The following is a 22,423-nucleotide window of genomic DNA, read 5'->3' as shown; positions in this document are numbered from 1 at the left end:
TGGGGTTTTTTGCATAACCCCCCGAAAAGGTATATTCCACAATGAGACTCGCTCATCTCACTCAAGCGGCAGCCGTATCAACTGTTGAATAATCGCTTCCATATCAATGGTTTCAGGCTGCCTATTGAACTCATAGCGACCATAGAAATTGATGTGCTGCCACGCGACTGGCGACACCTGGCTGAGCAGGGCCACCCTAGCCGCGTCACCGCAGCTATCGCTGTGAGTCAATAGGTCGGACAGGATAGAGGCGTTGTAGTAGATGATGCAGTTGGTCAGCAAGCGAGCGCAATCTCCCCATATCTGCTGCTCATACTCGGTCTTAAAGCGAAGCTTACCGAAATTGGCGTAGGAAACGGCTCTGCGCAATTGATGATAGCTTTCGCCCCGGTTCAGCGCCCGCTGGACATTCTGACGCAGGGGAACCGAATCGACATAATCCAGAAGATAGAGGCTTTTGATGATGTTGTCGTACTCCCATAGCGCTCGCCGGGTCTTATTCCTGCGAGCATAGGCACTCAGCTTGCTAACAAGGATGCTCTGAGTGGTGGTCTTCAGAGCCAATGACACCATAATGCGCTGGATGTTGTCCCACTCGGCCACAATGAGCTGAGTATTGATCTTGCGAATCGGCCTGAGCAGGGCATCTCTATACTGACTGGGATGTTTGAACCCATAGAGCGCATGGGTGACCTTGTCATGGATATCCCGGTAGCGCGGGGCGAACTGATAGCCGAATAGGTGCAAGATGGCGAAATTGACCTCGTTGGTACCATGCGTATCGGTGGAATGAACTGTGGGCTGAACCTCAGTCGTGTTGTTGAACAGCAGGTCGAACACATAATGGCTCTCGTGCTCATTCGCGCCGATGATTCTGGCATTGACCGGCACATGGTTGGCCACCAGGGTGTAGGAAACGACGCCCTTTTTCAACCCAAAATACTTGGGTGAATGACGGGCATTGATGGTCTGAATCTGGCTTTCGAACTTTTGTCCATCGCTGCTGGAGTGAAGGGTTCCGTCAATATCGTAGTGCCGAAAAATAGGGAGTTCAGCAATGGCATTGCTGACGAGATCGTTAGCCTTTCTGAGCGTTTCTGGGCGGAGGAAGTTATCGGATGCGTTTGCCAGGGCGTGATAGCTGATATCCGAGGTCTCGCCCATGCGACCCAGCCCCATATTGGTGCCCCAAGCAATCAGGCAGGCGATCAGCACGCTGTCGTCTGATTTTTGTTTGACGTAACGTCCCAATCGGTGTTCAAAGGCTTCGCTAAACTGACAGTGCTGATTGGCGAAATGCACGACGCTGCTGAGGTTGGCGTGCTTCAGCGTACTGAACATCCGATGGTTGATTGACTCGCGAATGCCGGGTGACTGAAGCGTCCACCGGATGGTTGCCCCCCGCTTTTTGATCTCAAAATGTGGATTCTCACCAGCACTCAAGCGTTGATTCACCTGCGCCAGTTGAGCCTCCAACTGCTGTTCGAGCGCTGCCAAATGCGCTTGAATCGGTTGCTTGAGGATCGTTAGCCCAGTTGCTGTAATCAGCTCAGTCTTTGCCTGCCACTGCTGCCTGCTGAGTAGGTCATCCTCGAAACTGCGGAAGCGAACACTGTCGCGGCAGAAAATATCGCCAGATTCCAAACCGTTTCGCAGCAGTCGGTAAACCAGAAACTCGTAGCGGTTTGGTAGTAGATGACCACCGACTTCTGCTGAGGCATAGAGATAGCGTTTGGTTGAGTCTGGAATGAACTGGGTTGGAAACGAGTCTAGGCGATATTGACTCAAGGGTCGCCCTTTTTGCGCCGCTGCTTTCAAGAACGCAAGCGCCTTCAACACAGGGGCATACCCCGAAGCACTGGCAAACTCAATCGCGTGTAGGATAGGCCGCAGATTGCATTTGAACTGTCGCGCCAAAGTATCTACATGCTCCCATTGAAAAGCCGTCTCATCGAAGCTGGCTTGAGTGGCAATGTGCTCAGCCACGAAGGCTAATTTCTGACGCTCTAGGATCTCAAAGGCTCTTGTCCGAACTACCTGAAAGGGAGTGGTTTCGGCAATGGTGTCGTCGGTAAAAAGCTTGAGGATCTGACTGGCTTTTTGCAGGTTTTGGTTACCCTCAACCCGATACTCATACACCTGTTCTTTAGCCGCTATTTTGCTCTCTTCAACATACCGTCTGACGTTGTATATCAGGCTGTTGATCAGATTGTCGTGTGCCCGCTGGTAGCGATGGTAAACAAAGCACAGCAGATACACATACACCGTACCCTCAGTCAGTTGCTTGAGCCGGAAGACAGAGTAATAAGTCACCAGTGACGCATAGTACTTGATGCTCTCGCGGGAAATCTCCAGTGCGGGCAGTAGGTTCTGGGCCAAGCGATAGAGTGGCTGAATCTGATCGCTGCGACGAATCTCACGCTTCACCTCACCGAGGCTGAAATCTTTGGGTTCTCGTTTCAGCTGAGTGATTTCGTACAGCCCTGGTGCATCATCTATCATCCGGTTTAAGGCTTCAGTATTAGCGACTGTCAGATGCTGTTTCACCACGGCAACCAATCGGCCTTGCTCATAGGCAATGGCCTGACCCACTACATCCTGCATAAAACTATATCCAGGTGCGACAAGGCATTGCTCTTCGAGATAACGCACTAGCTCGCGAAAGATGTAGATGGGCTTGCCACAAACCCTGGCAGCCTGTTGAGCTTTGCGCATCAGTGCTTGACGCTCCGCCTCAGCACAGGTGCGGTAGTTGCAGAGTTCAAGGATAATGCGCTGGTGCTTCAGTCGCGTGACCTTCGTCAGTTCAAACTCAGTCAGATGGAAGGTTGGGAAGTAGCGTGCCTGAATATATCGAACATCGGCAGCGACAGCTGAAAATTTGAAGACAAAAAAGAGATGGCGAGCCTTGAAATAGCCCAGTTGTAGAATGGCGTATATCCGGGACTTGATGCTATGCAGCTGCTCGATGGCGGTAGCGTCTCTAGACGATAGCGCGAAGTACTCGCTTTGCTCTTCAGGGGTGAAGTGAGGCAATCCATAGAGGTCGGTAATCTCGTCATCACCCAAGATTTGCAGACGTTTTTGAGTAGGAGCCGCTATCTGCTCTGCCATAGGAATTAGCGATCTCGCTGGGGCGTTGCGTCGTTTACAATAGTCTCAGAAAGTAGACCTTTTGAGACAGGCCCATATTAATGTCTCAATCCATGTCTCATTATTCGATTCTCAAAAGGTCTTAGACCTAATGAAACCTTTGGGGGCGATCATGGCTGTCGTCGGCTATGCGCGGGTCAGCTCTGTGGGACAAAGTCTCGATGTGCAACTCGATAAGCTGAAGCATTGCGACAAGATCTTCCAAGAGAAGCGGAGTGGTTCTTCCAGCAAGCGGCCTCGACTGAAAGCTTGTCTCGAATATGTTAGGGAAGGCGATACGCTGGTGGTGACCCGCTTAGACCGGCTGGCGCGCTCCACGCTTCATCTCTGTCAATTGGCTAAGCAGTTAGACCGAAAGCAGGTCAATCTCCAGGTGCTTGACCAGAACATTCACACCGGCGATGCTACCGGACGGCTGCTCTTTAATATGCTGGGGGCCATTGCCCAATTTGAGACCGAAATCCGGGCTGAACGTCAAATCGATGGCATCCAGAATGCCAAAGCCCGTGGTGTTAAGCTGGGTCGGGATAAGCATTTGACTGAGCAGCAGTGTTTGGAACTGCGACAGAAGCGAGCGCAGGGCGTGCTCATCAAAACCCTGATGAAGGATTACAACCTCTCGAAGGCCAGTGTGTATCGCTATCTGGAGGGTACGAAAGTTGCGCAATCACTAGATTGAGACTCAGATGTCTCTTTGTGGAATATACCTTTTCGAGGGGTTATGCAAAAACCCCCACTCTCCACTTGTTCCTCTCCCACCTCCAGATACCGCTGGAGCGCTTGTAACGTCTTATGGCCTGATACCCGCTGAATCACTCGCAGCGGAATCCCTTCGTTGTGCATCTTGGTCAGCGCCGTTCTCCTGAAGCTGTGAGTGGATACCCCTTTCAGCCCAACCCGATCGCAAGCCTCACCCAGAATTTCATGAGCTGCCCCGCGTGACATCTTGCCCAGGCCGTGCCGACCGGGGAAGAGATAGCGTTTCGAGCTGGAGTAGTTCTCCAGCATCGTCTGGAGCTGGGGACTGACAGGCACCTGCCTTGTCCCGGTTTTGCCTTTAGTATTGGCCTTTCGGAACGTGATGCTGTCACCAGCCACATCATCCGGCGTCAGTGCCAGTGCTTCAGAAATCCGACAGCCCGTATAGAGGCAGATGCCAAACAACGCGCGATCGCGTTCCGACTGGAAGCCATCAGCAAACAGCCGGTGAATTTCATCCGGCGTCAAAATCTTTGCCTGACCATGTCCGTCAATCTTCATTGCTTAGCGACCAAAATTTCTCCTTTGCTAAATGACCCGTGAGACGAGTCATTCTCCCTCGATTATACATGACGAAATAGCACATTCGTCATGTAACTAGGTCAAACAACGCAGAATCGTTATATTGACCCCAATTGGATAAATTTCACGCTACTTATTGAGAATGACCCCCTATCTATTGCGAAATCATTGATATCAGCGTTATCAGAATTGGACAGATACTATTGAACTAAGACGATAGCGGAGATATCAATGATGGCAGAGCGGCTTATGGTTGGCTGTCGGGTGGAGCCGGATTGGAAAACTCAGATTGATGCGATCGCAGCGGCAACTGGACGCGGATCGGCTGATGTGGTACGAGAGGCACTGGCTGAATACTTGCAACGTGATAGAGTGCCTACCATGCAAAATCAGGTAGCTGATTTGTTGGTGCGGATGTCCACGCTGGAGCAACGCCACCAAGCGTTAGCGTCATTGGTTGCCACAAAGTTTTAATGCAGTAGTTACTGCATTAATTACTGCATTACTGCATCAATCATTTAATTCAGCGAGGAAGTCATCAACCAGCGCTCTGATGATTTCCGCCTTGCTTTTGCCGAGTTTGGCTGATGCCAACGTCAACTGCTGATGCTGACTAGCTGCCAAATCGACCGTGATGCGCACCTGACGCTCTTGTTCTGCTGTGTTCATAAGCTGGTCTATCGCTCTACTTTTCTTAGTGGCTCGTTTGGGCGTTGAGACTTTAGGCTCTGGTTTTTGTTGAGGTGGAGAAGATGGAGTGCGATCGCTGTCGCTATCTTGACCAAACACAAACGCTGCTGCATCATCATCGGCCATCGATCTACGTTTACTCATCCGATAGCGCCTCCATAATCTCGTTGAACAGTGCTACAAATTCCCGCTCGGAATCTCTCGCAGGACGGCCTGCAAGATCGAATACCGTTGCTCGCTGGCCAAAGGTATCTGCCACAATTTGCCGTTGATGGATGACGGCCTGCATGATGGGAACGCCGGATTTACTAAGCAGTGCGATCGCTTCATCTTTGAGCTTTGTACCTTTTACCGCACGGCTGAGAAAGACCAGTGCATCTGGAGGCCCATTGCGAACTGATTGGGCCTGCTTCACCAGCTTCACTGCATCGGCTGCACTGCGAAGGTCAACGCCGCTCGGTTGGCAAGGTATGACAGCCAAATCTGCGCGAAACAGAATTGCTCTGGTAGCTTCCGATAATCCAGCAGGCCCATCGATGATGCAATAGTCATGATTGGCTGCGATCGCAGGTATCTCATCCAGCAGTTCATCAGCGGATTGAATGACGTGGATCGGGATATCCACCCCTTCTAAGGCTTCAATCCAGATAGAGCTGGAGCGCTGGGCATCTGCGTCAATAACCGCAACAGAATGCCCCTGTGAATGAAGCCACACGGCAAAATGGACTGCCGTAGTCGATTTTGAGCAACCGCCTTTCTGATTGACGATGCCGATAGTTTTCATGTTTGCAGTAATTACTGAACTACTGCATTAAATACTGCATTACTGCATTAATAGCAACACAAAAGTCATAGGAGCTATTGATTCAGCAGATCAGGTCACAGGTTTTGAGTTCTCTTCAATCCAGGTTGCCAACCTCTCGTAATCTTCGTCGTACGAGTTTAGCGAGTTGGCTAATTCCAAAATAAACAGAGCAGCATCTTGTTCTGTAGCAATAAGCTCATAACTATTCCGCATCAAAAAAATGTCGATGGAAACAAGTGCTATCCTCTTGTTTCCATCGACAAAACAATGATTTTTTACAAAACCCAAGCCGTAAGCCGCTGCCAGCTCATATATGCTTGGATTTTCTCCATATGCAAACAAGTTTTCAGGCTTTTTTAAGGTAGAAGAAAGCGAGCCCGGATTTAGAATGCCTAATTCTCCTCCATGCTCGGCAATCAGCTCGGCATGAATAGCCTTAATTGCTTTCTCTCCTAGCCATATGGGTTGTTCAATCACTTAGCCAGTTCACGTAATGCATTCCGATACTTTTTGCGTGTTACAGCAAAAGCAGCCATAGTTTCTTCGAAATCAGGATCGTAAGGAGTCACCTGGATACCATCAGCCGTTTCAGTTACGAATAGGCTATCCCCCTCAGAGACATTCAATTTATTTAGCAATTCTTGAGGAAGAGTAGCTCCAACAGAATTTCCTACTTTTCGTAGCTTAAGTGTGTACATGAATAACCTCACTTTTTGCAAGGGGGAGTATAACCTGGGCAGTTATAATAAAAGTTATAACACACCCTTTTCAGAGTTACAACAAACATCTTGTAGATGTCCCAAAAGGGATAGCCAACCAGCAAAAAGCCACGCAGATCCCCGCGTGGCTCGCAGAACACAATTTGCTGTGAAGCTTCTATTATAAGGCTTTGAGCTGCATTCGTGTTACTTTTTCAGCGCTTTGAAAAGTGCCACGAATGAGTTAGGCAAGCTGGAGCAAACGAGCTTTCCGGCGCATCTTCAGAAGTGCCTTATTTTGGATCTGCCGTACCCTTTCACGGGAAATATTCAGCCGTTCACCGATCTGCCCCAACGTAAGCTCGGAGCCGTCAATCAGGCCGTAGCGGAATCCCACGATGATCACCTCTTGATTGCTGAGTTCCTTGGCAAGCTGGTTTACCCTTTCACGATTGGCAATTTGCTCCAGCTCATCTGGATCATCGGACGGGATGAACGTTACGAGTGCGTCACCGCGATCGCTGTTGGTTGCGATCGCATCCAACGAGGCGAGCGGTGCAAAGTTTTTCCGAAGCTCCTCATACTGCCCCGGCTTCAGCTTGGCTAGCTCCTCTATCTCGGAGCGGGTGGGGTAGCGTCCGTTTTTTTCGTGGAACTGGTGCTGCACTTTTTTGATGCGACTCAGCTTTTCATTGATATGGCATGGGATGCGGATTGTTCGGCTTTGTTGTGCGATCGCACGGGTCATCCCCTGTCGAATCCACCAATACGCATAGGTGCTGAATTTGAAGCCTTTAGTCGGGTCGAACTTTTCGCAGGCAACATCAAGGCCAATCACACCCTCCTGAATCAGATCGTCAAATTCCATCCTGTTTTTATATTTTTTCCCGATCGTGATGACCAATCGGAGATTCGCAGCGATCATCTTTTGCTTAGCGCGCTGGCCAGCGGCAATGGCGCGATCGCGCTCTGGCGACGGAGGTTGTTGCTGGGCAGCAAGGCCAGCCTGAATCTGGTTGCTCAGCTCGATTTCTTGCGCCGCCGTGAGCAATGGCACTCTGCCGATTTGCTGGAGGAATTTGCCGAACGAGTCCTTACTTTTTGCCATCGCTGCCACACATCCCCATATAGCGGTCAATCTGCTCTTGCGTCAGCGGCTGATTGATTTTGGCCTCCAGCTCGCGGGCCTTCTCTTGCAGCCACTCGTCGATCTCTTCCTTGGTCGGCATCCGTTCGCGCCACGGGTGCTCTATCGGGAACTGGGAGAAGCTTTTCCAGGCTTTCTCTGCCTCATCCTGCCAACCGTGATAGATGGACATTGCGATCGCCTGCTCCATCATGGTGATGGCAACGGATAGTTGCTGCGATCGCACTTGTTCCATCCGCTGGAGTCTAAGTTGTTGATCCAATTGCTTCCTCCTCTCCCTCTATGGGTATTGTTGGTTCCGTCGGTTCTGCTGGCAACGTACTGTTGAACTGCGCCCAAATTGCATATCCTGATACGCTGCCCATCTGTGTCTGTGACAAGTGCTGAACAAATTCAGCTTTGCTCTGGTACGGATGCCCATTCCGCAGCGATTTCAATTGCTCTGGCGATAGATCACCAAATCTTGCCAAAATTTCCTCATCAGTTGGACGCGGGCCTCCTATAGGCCCGCCCAAAAATTCATTGATTGATTTAAGGACAGCCGCCTCACTGCCTTGCTGCCCTTGCAATGCCCCGCCGGATACCCGCCGCATCGTCAATCCGCAGCCCCCAAAGCGCCTCATCCTGTCACCTGCTGTGGATGTTTCATCAAGGACGGGGGAATAGTCCTGAGTTACGACAGCCTCCAAAATCCCCTGATAGTCGGGCTGAGTCAGCACAACCTGCTCTTGCAAATCAGCAGGCAAGCCGCTCAAGTTGCCTGTTAGCAGTGCGTTGGCAAAAGCCTCCTGATACCGCTCTTCCACCCCGTTTTCGTTGCGAGCCATCGTCAGCGCCAAATCACTCACCAGCTTTTGCTGAACGGCTTCATTGGCCAGAGTTTCACTGTTGAAAAATCCTGCGATCGCAGCTTGGACGAAACTGTTTGGCTCCAGGTCTGCGATCGCGGCAACGTCCTGCATACGATCGGAATCCAGCAACTGAGTGATCTGCTCAGATCCTTGCTCGCCGAGACAATCCTCAAATACCAATTTCGCTACAGCTTGTTCACCTTGCCGCTGGCGCTCGGCTTCGGTCTGGCTGGCGCGAATATCTCCCAGTGGGGTAGATGTGAGCGGTTTGGCCAGTGCATGTGCGGAGTCGCGTCCCCCAGACAGCTCCAATTCAATTTCAATTGTTCCGTAGCGAAAGCCTTTCTGTTTGGCATGAGGTTCAGACAGGTTCTTTCGCAAGTTCGTGCAGCGCATCGGTGCGATCGTTAAATCGCCCAATAGCAACATGAGTTGCGGTGGCTGAGCCGTCAGCGGATCGATTTCTTGAAGGTGGAAAACGTTTTCAGTTAAATGCTGAATGTCCGAAGTGATATCAAAAAATTCCAGCTTGAACGAAAATCCCCTGGGGGATACCTGTTTAAAGTTAGTGCCAGTGCGAATACCCTCCTCAGTTGGCGACTCGAAGTTTGCACTCTGAGACTCCGTCAGTTCGTTGAACGCCAATCCAAGGTCAAGTTCCAATCCTTTTAAGGTTCCATCGAGAAACAAAATTTTAGCCGGAAAATAATCCGGCTCCAGGCGTTCGTCTCGATGCTGCCGACGGAGAGGCGAACCAACATCCTGCTGTGATGCGGACGTGGATAGACCGGGGGATTCTGTTGCGGCATCATTGGTTGATTGCTGGCCAGTCTCAGGCTGGCCAGCGGCATCGCCGGCAGCGGACGCAGATGCTGCTGGCAATTCTGGAGCACTGGGTTCAATGGGCTGGCCAGTCACCTCATCTACAGGGCGAATTGGGCTAGTTACTTGTTCTTCGCTGGGCATCTTTTGAAAATAATTAAAATTTGAAATTACTAATTTTTAATTATTTTCAAATCAGGCCAAGTTCGCGGCGCAATCGATATACTTTATCCTTTGCGCCTAAGCGTCTCGGCATTTGCCCATTACCGATTTCCAATGCTTCAGCTTCGGCTTCGGCCATTATCAATTCCTGTTCCACCGAATAAATATCTTTTCCAAATCGCTTGGAGGCTGCAATTGGCTTGTAATGCCCACTATGCGAATTAAGCTGTGATTCTAATTCCTGCATCTTTTCTCGCACCGCTTGCGGCCTGCGGCATACCCCTAATGCGGTACGGTAGCCTTTTAATTTCAATTTTATTGTGTTCGCATCATCGCCTACGGATTGCTCCGATGTCGCCTGGATCTGCGTAGGATTTCCATTGGTTTCGCGAGCTTTTTGTAGAAACAAATCTGCAATCTTGTTAGACAAATCTGCAATTTGAGCATCACTGAATTCCATTTTGTCACCTCTTTGTGAGTGCTGATTCTGTGGAGATAGGCCGTGTTATGACCTAAAAATAAACTATTAAATTGTAACGTAAATGCCATCCAAAAGAACGCATTATCAACTTTTTTTGCATCGAATTTTTCAGTCAATAAATCATAGAATCTTTCTGCGTTTTCTTTTGAGTTTTCGACAAAACAACATCTCAACATGAACACAATGATTGATTCGGGTGATGTGCCTGGAGCGGCTTGCAAAGCTTGCTCCAGCAGATGCTCAGCACCTTCAGCGCTGAAGTTTCCCGAAACTACGGTGGTTTTGATGGCTGATAGTGCTTGCTTAAATTCAGGATTTGTATAGTTCGTTTCACTCATTTTTTTCAGAAAAATTTTCAAAAATTTCATTGAGCTGTTCAGACTGAATTCTTAGTAGTTCATTCAGCGCCGATTCAAGAGTTTGAAAATTGCCATCAACCTTACGAGCGTTCTGGCTGGAGATGGCTTTGCCCTCATCAGTTTGCGGGCCTGTGGAGCGCGTCCACGGTCGCCATTTGTGGATCTCTTCTGCCCTTTTCTGTCGCGCTGCTGCTGTCCATCTGGGCATGTTGGAACTCCTGTTGCTGTGAGGGGTGAAGCTGCGATCGCACATTGACATCCGCATGACGCGGCACGTCGGGCTGCTCTTGGGCGGGGTGCTGAACGAGCATGTTTTGCTGTTTTTTGACAAACGTTGCAGACTTCCGTGGTCGCTTCAGGTCGATCAAAACCTGAATAGCCTTCGTGCATTGCTTTTGGCTTTTCAAGGCCATGCGGTGCGCTCTTTCGCTGGCTTCAGGGTTGGTGGTGTAGAACCGCGCAGCTATTTCGCTCCAGTGGCTGAACTGCTTTTCAAGGATTTTGACTTGAGCAACCAGGCTGGCCTCAACGTCGGATAGATCGTTCTGCTGCACTCTTGAGATCGCAGCCTGAACCTCATGCAAGTATTCGCGCCATTCCTCAAACTTCACTGGGTTGGTCGGGTCAGCATGTGCGATCGCAATTCTGGCAGCATTGGCTGGAGATGATAGTGCAACGTCGGCTGGGAGGTTATTGGGCATTAGGCTGCGTCCTCGAATAGGTTTAGCTGTGGCGACGGCTCCGCTGCTGGCTCTGGCTGGGCTGGGCATCGCTCCAGCAGTTCCAAGATGGAGGTGAGTAGCCAGATGGGGCGATCCATGCCGTCAAGTTGTACGAGTTGGTGCATGGGCATTGTCCACGGTGGGGGGAGGATGACGCCGGTGCGATGGGTGGGTGTGGTTATGCGATCGCCTACATTGAGAGTGGTCATGCAGCGCCCTCCAGCAGTTCAAGTTCTGCTACTGGAGCCGTTACGGTGTATCCGTTTAGGGTGTTTTGGATGGTTGCGATCGCACCATCAACGGCAACTATCAACCAATACGAGAGACTTGTTCCAAATTTTGCCAGCCGCCCCACGAAGTTGCAGCCGATTTCCCCCCCCTTACTGGCTACGCTTTGGGGTTTTTTTCGACCTGTGTCAGTGATTTGTATAGTGTTTAGTTCTCTATTACAAATCGCTGACACGGAGCCGGAAAGCTTGTTGCACGCTGCTTTTAGCAATCGCTTTCTGAGAGGATTATCCAAATCAGGGATAGCGTAAACGCTATCGCGCTGCTCGCCACGCTTACCCGGTCGGGCGATGGCTTCAGCCTTCAATCCCAACTTGCGAAGTAGCTTGTTGCAAATTTCCACTGGGGTTTGAGACGGCTTGATTTGGAGCCGTAGCCAGTACCTAATCTCATTGGCGTAGTGCAGTGCTTGTTTTTTGATTGAGATACATTGCTGGTCGCTGTTGCTGTAGGGTTGGCCGTCCAGTAACGTCAGCACACCCAGCCGCTCGATTATCATCGCTTTGATAAAATTCTTAGGTAGCCGGTGACCAGCCCGCACTTTACCGCTCAAAATCTGCTCGGTAGCTATGCGATCGCTTTCTTTGACAGCATCAAGATTTTGCGCCCGTGCCTGTAGCAGGACGCCGCGCCGCATCATGCCGTAGTCTTTGGTGATAGCCTCGTAAACCTCATCCTGGCTGTCAAACAGCACGCCGGGGAACTCATCACGCCAGAGTACCTTGTGGGCAAGGATGCGATCGGCTCGCGTAGCCTCCATTGAGTCAAGGGTACGATGTGCCCATTCTGGGGTGTGATGCTTTTCAATCACTCTACTGGCAATCTCTAGCGCTTCATCCTGCCAGATATCCTCTTGTGCTTGCTTCCAGATTTCGGAAATAGCTTTATTGCTGGCAGCTTGAACTAAGTTCACGGTATGGCCAGCCGATTCAAGCCGATCGATGAGCGCCACTTGTGCGATCGCTTTCTGGCTACCAGATACAACTGCTGATTCCGCAAGGTAATCAAGAATGGCTGATTCAATCGGAGATAATTCGCGCCCCTCGTCAGCAACTCCAACTAATTTGGCGACTGTTTCAACGTTGCTTTCTAGCCGCTTTCTGGCCGCATGGATGGAGTGCTGCCCCTCGTCGGCATCCCCCAGGATAAGTGGAGGCACAAATATATAGCGCGGGACTGGAGGTCGATAGCGCCCTAGCAGTTGCATGTGGGTATCCGTGTCCAATGAGGGGAAATATCCCCACACCTGCGAAAAATGAGCGTTTTCAATCGATATGCTTCCTTCAATGCTCACGCCTGATTTTGCACTAGGCGAAAGAATCAGCACGTCAGGCTGATTGAGCTGGAGCCACTGATCTGGATTCTCGAAAAAGAGCTTGTAAGCCCCGCCCTCATTGGTTTCTGAATCGATACGAGTAACCTTAACAGCGCATCGTGTACCGTTATTGGTGGCAGCATTAACAACTTGGCATTGCTCGTTAATAATTCGTTCTAGTCGCTTCGCTTCGCGCTGGGATGACGTAACGAATAAAACTTTCTCACCAGCTTGAATTCGAGCAAGTAAAGCACCTCTAAACCCGCTAACGTGGCCATCATGCAAAGATACAGTCCAGGGAGCACCCTGTTTCCGGTGGGAGAAGCAGCGAACGGTCGTAGCGCCGCTGATGGCTTGCCAGAATTTGGGACAGCGATCGGGAATATTGTCCTCACTCAAAATAATGGCTCCATCCGATGCGATCGCATGTTTGGCGACGCCAGCCACCATCTCGTTAACCGCTGCATATCGGGATTTAAGAGTATCCCCCTGACAAATATGCTGAGTTGTTTGATTGGCCTCATCAAGAATCAGCAGCACTGGTTTATCCCAAAACCATTGAGGGATTTTGCCAATTGAATCAGGGCAGAGGACTACAGCAGGTTTCCGTTTAACAGCTTCCCAAAATTGACGCTGTTCGCTAGCCTTTTTGCCGGAATCATGGATATGATAAGCGCCCCAATTGTTGGCGGTCTGGTGGCCCAAAGAATTAAGAGGCGTTAAAACAAGGACATGCCATCCTTTGTTTAAAGCTGATGGAACCCGATCCTCGCCAATACGAAAAGTTTTACCACCGTTCATATTGACCGAGATAACCTCAATGGTTCCCGGCACAATAGGAGGCAATTCTGGAAGATACTCACCCTCAGTATTCCGCTCGATGGGAAAAGACAATGAGTTGTAGCGCTTTATTGTGTTAAGTGCCGCTCTAATCTGACCGTTCCGTTTATACAGCTTCAGAGTAAAAGCTTCTTCTAGCCTTTCAGCCAGCCACGCTTCAGCCTTATCACCCAGCTTATAAAGGCAATCGTCAACTCCCTTGCCCAAGCTTGAATCCCAAACGGGAACAAGTACTTTACAGTCTTTGGTCTCCAGTGCGTCGCCCAGTTTACGCGCTTGCTTGTGCACGTTCGCGATCGTTTTCAGCTTAATATCTTGGTCAAAAACGATATAAATTTTACGTTCTGGCGTTGCGAACTGGGCAATCTCAGGATGCAGCTCTAGCCCGCCTTTAAGATGCCATTGCGTGATTCCCCGAATTGCGATCGCAGGTATTCCAGCAGCAATTAGTGCAAGTGCTTTTTTAAGTCCTTCAGTGATTGCAATAGGTTGGTTGGTTCTTAGTACCCAATCCCAAAAAACGTCGGGTTCAACACCATGACGAGCTGCCGTAGCCTCGTCCAGCATGGGCAGGATGGGAGATGCGATCGCACCCAGCTCAGTTTCATACTTAATGGATTTATTTAAATCACGCCAATCACGGCGTGGCTTCCTGGGCTTCCCATAAGCAGGGGAGTTATTGCCCCGATAAGCTAAAACACCTTCACGTAAATTCTCGTGTCGTTTTAATATCTCTCGTACTGGTTTGGTTGCGTACTGGTTGCTGTGGCCTCCAATACTTGCTAGCTTGTTTCCCAAGAACCGCTCTTGAGCGCAATCATCGACCAAAATTTCGAAATTGACATCCCATAGGGCTTTAGGGATAGCTGATTTAACCCGTTCCGACTCAGCCCAATCAATTAAAGATTGCTGATTTTCTAAGAAATAGCTACTATAAACCATAAGAAAATTTTTCCAACTAAGAGAGCCGCCGACCGTCAATCGCAGGCTCTTTTTTACTGAAAAATAAAAACGGAAAACCCCAACCAAGCTCGGGCCTGGTTGGGGTTTTCCGTCGTTACCAATATTTCGATTAGTCGCGGCAATCGCGCAGTGCTGCCGCTGGATCTAAGAATATCGCAGCTTTTTATAAAAGTACAAGGGTATTGCTGAAACGCAACGATCATCAGCCTTCCGTCCTTTGTGTATCACAAAATTAATCAGGATAAGGAAAGCTGTGCTAGGCTATTTTCATAGCAAAGCGAAGCTCTCCCACCTGTGGTGAGCGAGTGCATGGAATCAACTGAGGCGTCCAACCATGAGTTGACATCCGGCTAATGCAAATCAGATAAAGTCTTTAAGAGCCTCGACTGTTTCCGCAGTTGGGGCTTTCGACTTTTAAAGCTCGGTTCACATCTTCATCACCTCCTGAACTGACTGGTCAAACCTTCCAATAGCCGATCATTGTAGCGGCAACTCTCGACTATTCGTTGCCCGCGATCGCACATCGCACATCGCATCGGCAAAAGCTGGGCAAAAACTGGGTGAGATCTCCCCCTGGTAAAAGTGGGGTAAGTGTAGGGTGGAATTGGCTGCGATCTCAACTTCCGATTTCATTCCTCTTCACCTGAAATGCTATAGGGGTCAATACCGTTCTCCTGTAGCAACCGGAGAAAGTAATCCCGCTCGCTGGTCGCTTCATCGGCAATCGCGTAAGCATCACCAAAGGTCTGCTCTAGTTGCCCCATCCGTTCGCTTAAGCGCCGATTGTAGTCAGCTTCTGAGCGGTCAACCCCAAAAGCTAAGTCAAAGCGGCGCTCAATTGATTCTGTTCCGAGGGCTGATAGCAGCGCGTATGCTGTTTTATTCCCCCTAGAGCATTGGTAAAGCCAAAATGCCCAGACGACATTTAAGGGAAGTGCATTAATCCGGGTTCCTCCGGTTGCTTGCTGAGAGGATTCAACCTCGATAGGCGGAAAACTTTGATCCGTGCTCCCCTCTCCCTGTAAGGCTTTGAATGCCTTTGAGCGCAAAAAGTTTGATGCGTTCTGTGGAGATGTGTCAATACATTCAGCCGCTTGCTGCTGAGACATGCGGTAACTACCATCGGGCAACATGAAGCCTTCGACCTCAAGATCGCCAATGCGAACTACCGCACGTTGAGCTTTAACTGTGTCTCCGTTGCTCATCTGCGATCGCGCCTCACTTTTTTGCTTTATCGGCTGACTCAACTTTGTCGAGGTACTCCTTAAGCGCTATCTCAACAACCTCGGACATGGTTGTATCTGCCTTCACTGAATAGATTTTGAGCCGAGTTTTGACTTCCTCGGAAACATCGACTTGTAGGCGCATCGGATCACTTTGAGTGCTGTCCATAAATATTACTCCTTCCAGTATTAGTTTCAATCTTTTCACTACTATCACTAGTAGTAATAATAATACTATGCTAGCATCTGTTCATGATTCAACGCACTTGAAACCAATTCGCCACATTTTGCGAGGGAATTATGCAGACATTGAACGAAATTGCAGACACATTGGGCGTATCGCCCTCAACGTTACGCAACAAGGTTCAGCGCTACCAGGACAGCACCGGCGTTAACTTCTATGCGCTGGGTGAGAAAGACCCGCTAGACAACCGCCGCACCGTCTACCCAGACAGCGCTGTAGATAATTTGCTGGTATTTATCGACCCGAACTACCAACCACCGCAACCCGAACCTGAAGCCGTTCACGCGCTGGTCACGGTTGAAACTGGCAATCACAGTACCGCACTGGATACACCGCAGTTACAGGGCACGTTCTCGCTAGAGCAGTTCCGAGATAGCGAGAGCATCAGCTACGACGATCCAGACGCACTGGTTGCACTCGTCACCAGTGGACTCGATGAAATCGAAGCGGGTATGCAGGCCGATATCAAAGCCCGTGAGGAGAAGCTACAGCGCAGCCGTGAAGCCGCTGCCACCGTTTCCAAACGCGCTCAAAAGTTTGCGATCGCAGCCGAGTCCTACCGACTCGAAGCCAAGTTGCTCGATAAGAACCAGACCATCACCACCGAACAGTTACAGGACGCACTGGGGGAGATTCAAAGCCTGGGAAAGCCCAGCGCTGGCTGAGTGCTCTGGCTTGGCTTGCTGTTGGCGCTGGTCTTGCTGTTTGGTTTCAGCCAAACCTTGTAAATTGCCAGTCTCACACCCCTGAGAATCCCGTCAGCAGTCAGCGGTTCAGTACGACGCAGTAAGGGTTATAGCCATTTTTGGAGGCAGTACTTATGGCCAAAATTCAGCAGATTCAGTCAGCGGTTCGCAGTGTGGCCCGTCCACTTGCGATCGCAACCATCATCGGCCTATCAGCCGTTGGTGCTGGCATGTATGCCACATACGAGCGGGTACAGCGTACCGACCGCCCCATTCTGATGAGTGAATCGGTATGGAATGAGCAGGTGGAGCGGCATTACTACAGCTCAATGATTTACAGCGGAGCCGCCGCGCTGGGTGGGATAGGTGGCTTCATCATTGCCGCGCTACTTATCCCGTCTCCAGCACCCACACCCACTGAAGCCGAACAGCGGGCACTCGATAAAGCCGCCGCCGCTCGCTTCCTGACACGGGCACTAGAGCAGGGCACGGTAAAGCCTGAGCAGTGGGCAGACCTTCAGCCAGTCCTTGGAGGTGATAGCGATGGCTAAAAAATCAGGCACTCGCAAGGTCGCAGTGGTTGCGATCGCAATTCTCGGCATTGGGCTGTCCGTTCGGGCTTGTGGCAGCGCAGCGCAAGGACAAAACGGTGGAGGCCCGCAAGTCACCATCAACGGCAGCAACGCCGATCGGCTGATTGAAGAAACGGTACAGCAGAAAATCGAACAGACCGATATTGCAGCGGAAATGAAGGATCGTGTTACTGCAACGTTTGAGACCGATTCAGACGAGCTACAGCAGATTCTCCAGCAGCATGTGCAAGCGCTGGTTTGCAATCGTGCCAACGCCCTGCTGAGCGATTGGGAAAAGCAGAACGCTGAAGATGGTGTAGGGGTGATTCGCTTCCTGTTGGATAAGCAGGATTTCATTCAGCACCAGGCCAGCGTAGAGACGCGAGGGATTGAGCAGTACAACGCCACTGCTGAGCAGTTTGGCAAGGCACGCGATCGCATCATTGATGCAGCCGCAATCCAAACCGCACTCAACGGTGCTAGAGCGGGCAAGTCTCGTCTGGACTGTATGCAGTTGCGTCCGGCGCTGTGGGCACAGGTGGAGCAGTACGTGGTGGATAGCTACCGCGTGATTACTCCCGGCCCCATCACCCCTACCACTGACGACGGGGAGGGTGAGACGGATGAGTGATTTGTACAAGCCACTTGCGATCGCATCCACTACAGCGCTCGGCCTATCGCTGATTATCGGCAGTCCCAAGGTTCTGAAGCCTCTCCCAGCGGTACTGGGCACAATTGGCGGCTTTGGGCTTGTGGTGAGTGGATTGGGATTGGCAACGAAAGAGGAGTTAGAACCCGCTGATTATGCCAATGCTCTAAAGCTGGTTGGTGACGGCATCAACGAACTGTTTGCGGCTCAGGATGTCGCTGAAACCATCAAGACGTTGCCACTGCAAAAGTTACCCGCTCCACTGCGGAACCCGTTGCAAGCATTCGCTGAAGTGGCTATTCAAGATCGGGAGTGGCGTCGGCATTTCCGCAATGCGTCTAGTTTGGTCGCTGGCGTCAAGAACAGCGGTAAGACGGTTTACCTGCACATTGATGCTTTCGAGTTTCTGGAAGATACGCAGGGGCAAGGGCACTTACGGATTTTCGATCCGAACTATGGCAAGCGTGACAACTTCTGGGGAGGCTTGCCGCTCAATCAGACCATCTTTACCGAGCTGGAAGAGTTACCCGCGCTGATTGATGAGTTTTGGCAGGAAAAGGAACGCCGCCGTAAAGCCACGATTAACGGCAAACGGCAATCGTTTGAGCCGTGGAAGCTGATCGCAGACGAGCTAAACCGTTCTCTTGACCGCCTGAAAGAGCGCATGGACAGTGAAGAATTTGCCCACATGTGGATGCAGATTAAGGATCTTCTGTTCGAAGCGCATGGGTATCGGATTTTCTTTACAGGTGGTTGCCAGACATTGGCCGTTGGTGAACTTCAGATGACCCAGGCCATGCAAAAGCAGATGAACGCAGTGTTGCTCGGCTCCACTGCCACCGATTCAGATGAGGTAAGTCGAGTTGCCGCCAAAGGCCAAACCGACAAACTGATTCAACGGGTGAAGCAAGTTCGCAAAATGCCCGATTGTCAATATGCCTGCATCGTCAAGATGGACGGGCAAGAAACCCGCGTTGAGGTTGTCCCCAAAGTTGATTCAACCAGTTTCAAGGTTGAACTGCCGGAAACGACGCTATCGCCTGCTGAGCAGTGGGCAGAGTCGCAGCGTGAACAAATCACGATGGTCGCCAATGGGCAAATCTCCAAGACTGCCTATTGGAAGTCAAACGGTGAAGGACGGCAATCGACCGATAACGAGTATTACCAAGCATTTACAGCACTTCTAGAGTCCATCAAGCAAGAGGAACCAAATCATGGGTAAGGGAATTGGAAATCTGATTTTGGCGTTAATCGTTCTCGCTGCTGTGACGGCTGGAGCCATCGATTTGCGCTGGCTGGCTTCGTTCATGTGGTCGGTGGGTACGGACACAGTTGAATCGGCTGATTCATTTGTACAGGGCAATAACAACCGCGATGGCTATCCCTACAATCCGCTAGGCAATTTAGGGGGCGACTGATGAACTGGTTTGAGGACATTCTCGACGGCTTCAGTGCGATCGCAGTTTCAACCTTATTCGCCCTGTTTCTATGGGCCTGCTTTCAAACCTTTGGATTCAATCCGCTGGTTGCATTCGGACTGAAAGAACCGGATACAGAGGAAACCACCAATGAGACTACCGCTCCACTACAAAGCACTGAAAACGCTGGCACTTTGGTTACTGGTGATGGGCCTGAGCCAGATGATGGAGTTTGAGAATTGGGCGGGAGTCTGGGTGGCCTGGATTGACGAGGTGAACACCGTAATCGGAGAAGACGAGGATTCAGACGATGGTTTGGTCAGCAGCGATCGCAGCGATGGGGACGGCAGCAGCGGACTGGGTGAAGGACTCAGTGAAGCGGGAAGCGAACAATCAAGCGAGGGAAGCGGTACGAGCGAACTCCTCGATGATTGGCGATGGCCTAGCAATGGGATTTGATGGAGTCATTTCCATCGCAATCTATGGCACTGTCGCACTCACCACAACGATTATTTGGTACGGCCCAAAGATTCCGCAGATGTTGCTTAGCATGATGAACCCACTGGACAACGTACCGGGATTAGGGCAGCTCATGAGCAACACAACCAGCGGCGCGGCTGGCCAGGTGGATGTGTCGCAAATCGATATGTCGCCTGCTGTAGTCGGCATGAGTGCAAATGGCTTCCCCATCACCAGCGGATACGGCCCTCGCACAGCACCTACAGCAGGTGCTAGCAGTTGGCATACTGGCGTCGATGTGGGAGCACCAACTGGGACGCCTCTCTATGCTCCAGCAGCGGGAAAGGTTCGCTGTAACGGTGCGGCTGATGCCAAGTACAGCAACTTCACCAATAACACAGGTGGATACGGCCCCTACGGTCTAGAGTTTGAATCAGCCGATCCAAATGTGCCTGATTTTTTCGCAGGTCATAACAGCGCTTGCACCCCTGGTACTGTTACGCCGGGGCAAAAGATAGGGGCCATCGGCAACGAAGGAGTGAGTACAGGCCCGCACTTGCACCTAATCCAGTTTGATGAATCGGGGCAGCACACACAGCCTGCGATCGGGTGGGTGAATATCTGGATGGGAGCTGAAGTGCCGATCATCAAATCCAGTGGCGCAGCAGCAGGCAAACCAGGCCAACCAGCCACAGGGCAAATCTCTGAAGCGGGTGTGGACTTCATCAAAGCCTATGAGAGCTTCCACCCTAACCCCTACTGGGATTATGCCCAGTGGACTTGGGGCTTCGGCACTAAAGCACCTGGAGCCAGCGGTTCAATTAGCCGAGAGCAGGCTGATGCAGAACTACGTGACCATATCCAGAATCGCTATCTCCCTGGCGTTGTTGGCACTACTCCGGTAGAAAACCTGACGCAGTGCGAACTCGATGCACTGGTATCGTTCAACTTCAATACTGGTGCTTATGCCAGCTCCGATTTAGCCCGCGCAATCAACTCAGGTAACAAAGCCGCTGCTGCAAACGAGTTCGACCGCTGGGTTCATGCTGGCGGATCACGGCTCCAGGGACTGGTTAATCGCAGGACAGATGAGAAAGAGATGTTTGTCAGTTGTGACTACGAGAGGGACAGGTAGAATAGACCCACGAAAAGGTTTAGTTCCAAGGATTGCAACCCAGCCCCGGCAATAGCTTGGGGCTTTATTTATGCGATCGCAGGTTACCCCCTACTGCCCCTGCTCTTGCTCTCGCATCGACACATAGAGCGTCCAGCCGACCAGCCCCAGAAACACGGCCATGCAGTACAGCGCCGCAATCTGGTTCAGCCGCGCTACTGGGGAAAAGGATAGTGAAGGTCGCGCCCAATACGAGCGGCTGATATCCTTCAAATCCCTGTGTGAAGCGGAGCCAATCAGCGCCAAAGCGTCTCAGCAGCTCAACTAATCAATCAGTTCAAACCAGTTTAGCCCCGGCATCTGCTGGGGCTTTGTCGTAATTACCTGAAATAAAAAAATGAGTCATCAACTTTTAGAAATTCTCAATCGGTGCAGTGACGAACCTGCACTACTGGAGGCATTGTTGCGATCGCAACTCTCCATCACACACTGCGATCTCACAGGACAATCTACTCTGGTCATCACCAGTAGCTCGACGGATGCCAGCACAATCTGGCTGAACGTGCGACGGCTGGCCAGCGTCGCACAGTCGCTGGAATGGCTAGAAATCTGGGGGGATGGGCCTCGCTGTCCTTCGTATAAAGCAAAGTTTGCAACAATTCTCGAATCGGCATTAGTTGCCGCCGCTCTGCCATCAACTCAACAAAAGGAATTCACGATGCTTCAACAAGATTTGGATAACGAGCTTTTCTATTGGGCTAAAGCAGAGCACTATCGCGGCTGCATGATTTGCCCTTCACACTTTGAGGATGCGTGGTGGGGTAATTTTGTCGATTGGTGGGGGGATTGCGTGGATTTATCTGATGAACAGTTTGCCACCGTCGAGGGTGCGATCGCAGCCGCTAAAAACCGAATTGATGCGGAGATTGCCGCATTTATTAAAGAGGGGATGTGGAGTGCGATCTCAGACCTGCATCAACTGGGAGTAATCCACGTCTCTGAAGCCTAGCCTTGCAGTGCGGCAATCTTGGCTTTGAGCTTATCAATTTGATTGACCACTGATTGCCGCTGTTTCTCCAGTTTGCGGAGTTGTTTGCCCCGTGCGATCGCGGCCATCTTTTCAGCCACCTCTGAAGGCTTCAGGTATTGGCTCTTTTTCCCGTTGTGCGGAACTTTGTACCGGATACGGTAATGCGGCCTAGCGCTTGGGCCTGCTGTACCACCTGGCTTTGATGAATCGATTCGGCAGTCTAGCAGGAAATCACCCTGCTTTTTCAGATCCTCGATCCCTTGCTCCAGTTGGGAGAGTTCCGCCGCAAGTTCTGCCAATGTCGCCATGTCGTCTATTCGTGTCACTTTTGATAATTACTATTCAATTCTGACACGAATAAGGCGACACAACAACCGTGCTGCAATGGCTGCGAGTTTCCCTGAATGCTCAGGAAAACCGGGATCTAGAACGTCAGCGCTGCGATCGCACT

The 22,423-nt window shown here is 50.9% G+C and carries 29 protein-coding genes; 11 read left to right on the top strand and 18 right to left on the bottom strand.

Annotated features, from left to right (window positions below; translation table 11 throughout):
- Positions 1 to 57 precede the first annotated feature (57 nt).
- Positions 58 to 3,114 (bottom strand): Tn3 family transposase, encoded by a 3,057-nt coding sequence (locus AC286M_RS36365; protein ID WP_488202665.1) that lies wholly within the window; start codon positions 3,112 to 3,114, stop codon positions 58 to 60.
- A 130-nt stretch (positions 3,115 to 3,244) separates the two neighbouring features.
- Between AC286M_RS36365 and AC286M_RS36360 the strand changes: the two genes are divergently transcribed.
- Positions 3,245 to 3,832, top strand: coding sequence for a recombinase family protein (locus tag AC286M_RS36360; protein WP_488202664.1), 588 nt, complete (start codon positions 3,245 to 3,247; stop codon positions 3,830 to 3,832).
- On the opposite strand, the gene AC286M_RS36355 is transcribed toward AC286M_RS36360, so the two are convergent.
- Positions 3,793 to 4,413, bottom strand: a complete 621-nt coding sequence (locus AC286M_RS36355) for a tyrosine-type recombinase/integrase (RefSeq protein ID WP_488209074.1) — start codon at positions 4,411 to 4,413, stop codon at positions 3,793 to 3,795. The genes AC286M_RS36360 and AC286M_RS36355 overlap by 40 nt on opposite strands.
- Positions 4,414 to 4,668: 255 nt before the next feature.
- On the opposite strand from AC286M_RS36355, the gene AC286M_RS36350 reads away from it, so the two are divergent.
- The gene (locus tag AC286M_RS36350; protein ID WP_488209073.1) at positions 4,669 to 4,908 is read left to right on the top strand and encodes a ribbon-helix-helix protein, CopG family; all 240 of its coding nucleotides are present in this window, start codon (positions 4,669 to 4,671) and stop codon (positions 4,906 to 4,908) included.
- Positions 4,909 to 4,944: 36 nt separating this feature from the next.
- Here AC286M_RS36350 and AC286M_RS36345 read toward each other — a convergent pair whose 3' ends face one another.
- From AC286M_RS36345 to AC286M_RS36280, 14 genes are all read right to left on the bottom strand, one after another.
- Positions 4,945 to 5,268 (bottom strand): plasmid partition protein ParG, encoded by a 324-nt coding sequence (locus AC286M_RS36345; RefSeq protein ID WP_488209072.1) that lies wholly within the window; start codon positions 5,266 to 5,268, stop codon positions 4,945 to 4,947.
- Positions 5,261 to 5,908 (bottom strand): AAA family ATPase, encoded by a 648-nt coding sequence (locus AC286M_RS36340; RefSeq protein WP_488209071.1) that lies wholly within the window; start codon positions 5,906 to 5,908, stop codon positions 5,261 to 5,263. Before AC286M_RS36340 ends, AC286M_RS36345 begins: the two co-directional genes overlap by 8 nt.
- Positions 5,909 to 5,998: 90 nt before the next feature.
- Positions 5,999 to 6,406, bottom strand: a complete 408-nt coding sequence (locus tag AC286M_RS36335) for a type II toxin-antitoxin system death-on-curing family toxin (protein WP_488209070.1) — start codon at positions 6,404 to 6,406, stop codon at positions 5,999 to 6,001.
- Complete coding sequence (locus tag AC286M_RS36330; protein WP_488209069.1) at positions 6,403 to 6,627, bottom strand: AbrB/MazE/SpoVT family DNA-binding domain-containing protein; 225 nt, start codon at positions 6,625 to 6,627, stop codon at positions 6,403 to 6,405. The genes AC286M_RS36335 and AC286M_RS36330 overlap by 4 nt, the downstream gene beginning before the upstream one ends.
- Positions 6,628 to 6,871: 244 nt before the next feature.
- Positions 6,872 to 7,735, bottom strand: coding sequence for a sigma-70 family RNA polymerase sigma factor (locus AC286M_RS36325; RefSeq protein ID WP_488209068.1), 864 nt, complete (start codon positions 7,733 to 7,735; stop codon positions 6,872 to 6,874).
- On the bottom strand, positions 7,722 to 8,036 hold the full coding sequence (locus AC286M_RS36320) for a hypothetical protein (RefSeq protein WP_488209067.1): 315 nt from the start codon (positions 8,034 to 8,036) through the stop codon (positions 7,722 to 7,724). Before AC286M_RS36320 ends, AC286M_RS36325 begins: the two co-directional genes overlap by 14 nt.
- Entirely contained in the window at positions 8,020 to 9,591 is a 1,572-nt protein-coding gene (locus AC286M_RS36315) for a hypothetical protein (protein ID WP_488209066.1), read from the bottom strand. Before AC286M_RS36315 ends, AC286M_RS36320 begins: the two co-directional genes overlap by 17 nt.
- Positions 9,592 to 9,637: 46 nt before the next feature.
- Positions 9,638 to 10,069: a hypothetical protein gene (locus AC286M_RS36310; protein WP_488209065.1), complete on the bottom strand. Its 432-nt coding sequence runs from the start codon at positions 10,067 to 10,069 to the stop codon at positions 9,638 to 9,640.
- A 496-nt stretch (positions 10,070 to 10,565) separates the two neighbouring features.
- Positions 10,566 to 11,150 (bottom strand): hypothetical protein, encoded by a 585-nt coding sequence (locus AC286M_RS36305; protein WP_488209064.1) that lies wholly within the window; start codon positions 11,148 to 11,150, stop codon positions 10,566 to 10,568.
- Complete coding sequence (locus tag AC286M_RS36300) at positions 11,150 to 11,380, bottom strand: hypothetical protein (protein ID WP_488209063.1); 231 nt, start codon at positions 11,378 to 11,380, stop codon at positions 11,150 to 11,152. Before AC286M_RS36300 ends, AC286M_RS36305 begins: the two co-directional genes overlap by 1 nt.
- Positions 11,377 to 14,556 (bottom strand): DUF3854 domain-containing protein, encoded by a 3,180-nt coding sequence (locus AC286M_RS36295; RefSeq protein WP_488209062.1) that lies wholly within the window; start codon positions 14,554 to 14,556, stop codon positions 11,377 to 11,379. The genes AC286M_RS36300 and AC286M_RS36295 overlap by 4 nt, the downstream gene beginning before the upstream one ends.
- A 498-nt stretch (positions 14,557 to 15,054) precedes the next feature.
- Positions 15,055 to 15,210, bottom strand: a complete 156-nt coding sequence (locus AC286M_RS36290; RefSeq protein WP_488209061.1) for a hypothetical protein — start codon at positions 15,208 to 15,210, stop codon at positions 15,055 to 15,057.
- The gene (locus AC286M_RS36285) at positions 15,207 to 15,824 is read right to left on the bottom strand and encodes a hypothetical protein (RefSeq protein ID WP_488209060.1); all 618 of its coding nucleotides are present in this window, start codon (positions 15,822 to 15,824) and stop codon (positions 15,207 to 15,209) included. Before AC286M_RS36285 ends, AC286M_RS36290 begins: the two co-directional genes overlap by 4 nt.
- Positions 15,796 to 15,969 carry a hypothetical protein gene (locus AC286M_RS36280; RefSeq protein WP_488209059.1) on the bottom strand — a complete coding sequence of 58 codons (174 nt, stop codon included), beginning with the start codon at positions 15,967 to 15,969 and terminating at the stop codon, positions 15,796 to 15,798. The genes AC286M_RS36285 and AC286M_RS36280 overlap by 29 nt, the downstream gene beginning before the upstream one ends.
- A gap of 131 nt (positions 15,970 to 16,100) precedes the next feature.
- Between AC286M_RS36280 and AC286M_RS36275 the strand changes: the two genes are divergently transcribed.
- From AC286M_RS36275 to AC286M_RS36240, 8 genes are all read left to right on the top strand, one after another.
- Entirely contained in the window at positions 16,101 to 16,709 is a 609-nt protein-coding gene (locus AC286M_RS36275) for a hypothetical protein (protein WP_488209058.1), read from the top strand.
- Positions 16,710 to 16,864: 155 nt separating this feature from the next.
- Positions 16,865 to 17,281 carry a hypothetical protein gene (locus AC286M_RS36270; RefSeq protein ID WP_488209057.1) on the top strand — a complete coding sequence of 139 codons (417 nt, stop codon included), beginning with the start codon at positions 16,865 to 16,867 and terminating at the stop codon, positions 17,279 to 17,281.
- Positions 17,274 to 17,933, top strand: a complete 660-nt coding sequence (locus AC286M_RS36265; RefSeq protein ID WP_488209056.1) for a hypothetical protein — start codon at positions 17,274 to 17,276, stop codon at positions 17,931 to 17,933. The genes AC286M_RS36270 and AC286M_RS36265 overlap by 8 nt, the downstream gene beginning before the upstream one ends.
- Positions 17,926 to 19,173: a hypothetical protein gene (locus AC286M_RS36260; RefSeq protein ID WP_488209055.1), complete on the top strand. Its 1,248-nt coding sequence runs from the start codon at positions 17,926 to 17,928 to the stop codon at positions 19,171 to 19,173. Before AC286M_RS36265 ends, AC286M_RS36260 begins: the two co-directional genes overlap by 8 nt.
- Complete coding sequence (locus AC286M_RS36255) at positions 19,166 to 19,369, top strand: hypothetical protein (RefSeq protein ID WP_488209054.1); 204 nt, start codon at positions 19,166 to 19,168, stop codon at positions 19,367 to 19,369. The genes AC286M_RS36260 and AC286M_RS36255 overlap by 8 nt, the downstream gene beginning before the upstream one ends.
- On the top strand, positions 19,369 to 19,605 hold the full coding sequence (locus AC286M_RS36250) for a hypothetical protein (RefSeq protein ID WP_488209053.1): 237 nt from the start codon (positions 19,369 to 19,371) through the stop codon (positions 19,603 to 19,605). The genes AC286M_RS36255 and AC286M_RS36250 overlap by 1 nt, the downstream gene beginning before the upstream one ends.
- On the top strand, positions 19,520 to 19,828 hold the full coding sequence (locus tag AC286M_RS36245) for a hypothetical protein (protein ID WP_488209052.1): 309 nt from the start codon (positions 19,520 to 19,522) through the stop codon (positions 19,826 to 19,828). The genes AC286M_RS36250 and AC286M_RS36245 overlap by 86 nt, the downstream gene beginning before the upstream one ends.
- Positions 19,797 to 20,963 (top strand): glycoside hydrolase family protein, encoded by a 1,167-nt coding sequence (locus AC286M_RS36240; RefSeq protein WP_488209075.1) that lies wholly within the window; start codon positions 19,797 to 19,799, stop codon positions 20,961 to 20,963. Before AC286M_RS36245 ends, AC286M_RS36240 begins: the two co-directional genes overlap by 32 nt.
- Before the next feature lie 90 nt (positions 20,964 to 21,053).
- Here AC286M_RS36240 and AC286M_RS36235 read toward each other — a convergent pair whose 3' ends face one another.
- Positions 21,054 to 21,215, bottom strand: a complete 162-nt coding sequence (locus AC286M_RS36235; RefSeq protein WP_488209051.1) for a hypothetical protein — start codon at positions 21,213 to 21,215, stop codon at positions 21,054 to 21,056.
- A 124-nt stretch (positions 21,216 to 21,339) separates the two neighbouring features.
- Between AC286M_RS36235 and AC286M_RS36230 the strand changes: the two genes are divergently transcribed.
- A complete protein-coding gene (locus tag AC286M_RS36230; protein ID WP_488209050.1) occupies positions 21,340 to 21,951 on the top strand; it encodes a hypothetical protein in 612 nt (203 codons plus the stop codon).
- Here AC286M_RS36230 and AC286M_RS36225 read toward each other — a convergent pair.
- On the bottom strand, positions 21,948 to 22,280 hold the full coding sequence (locus AC286M_RS36225; RefSeq protein WP_488209049.1) for a hypothetical protein: 333 nt from the start codon (positions 22,278 to 22,280) through the stop codon (positions 21,948 to 21,950). The two genes, AC286M_RS36230 and AC286M_RS36225, sit on opposite strands and share 4 nt — an antisense overlap.
- Between the last annotated feature and the right edge of the window lie 143 nt (positions 22,281 to 22,423).

The organism is Thainema salinarum CENA647 (assembly GCF_057732415.1).
The sequence above is the reverse complement of the archived record's forward strand: the minus strand, read 5'-3'. Positions and strand labels throughout refer to the sequence as shown.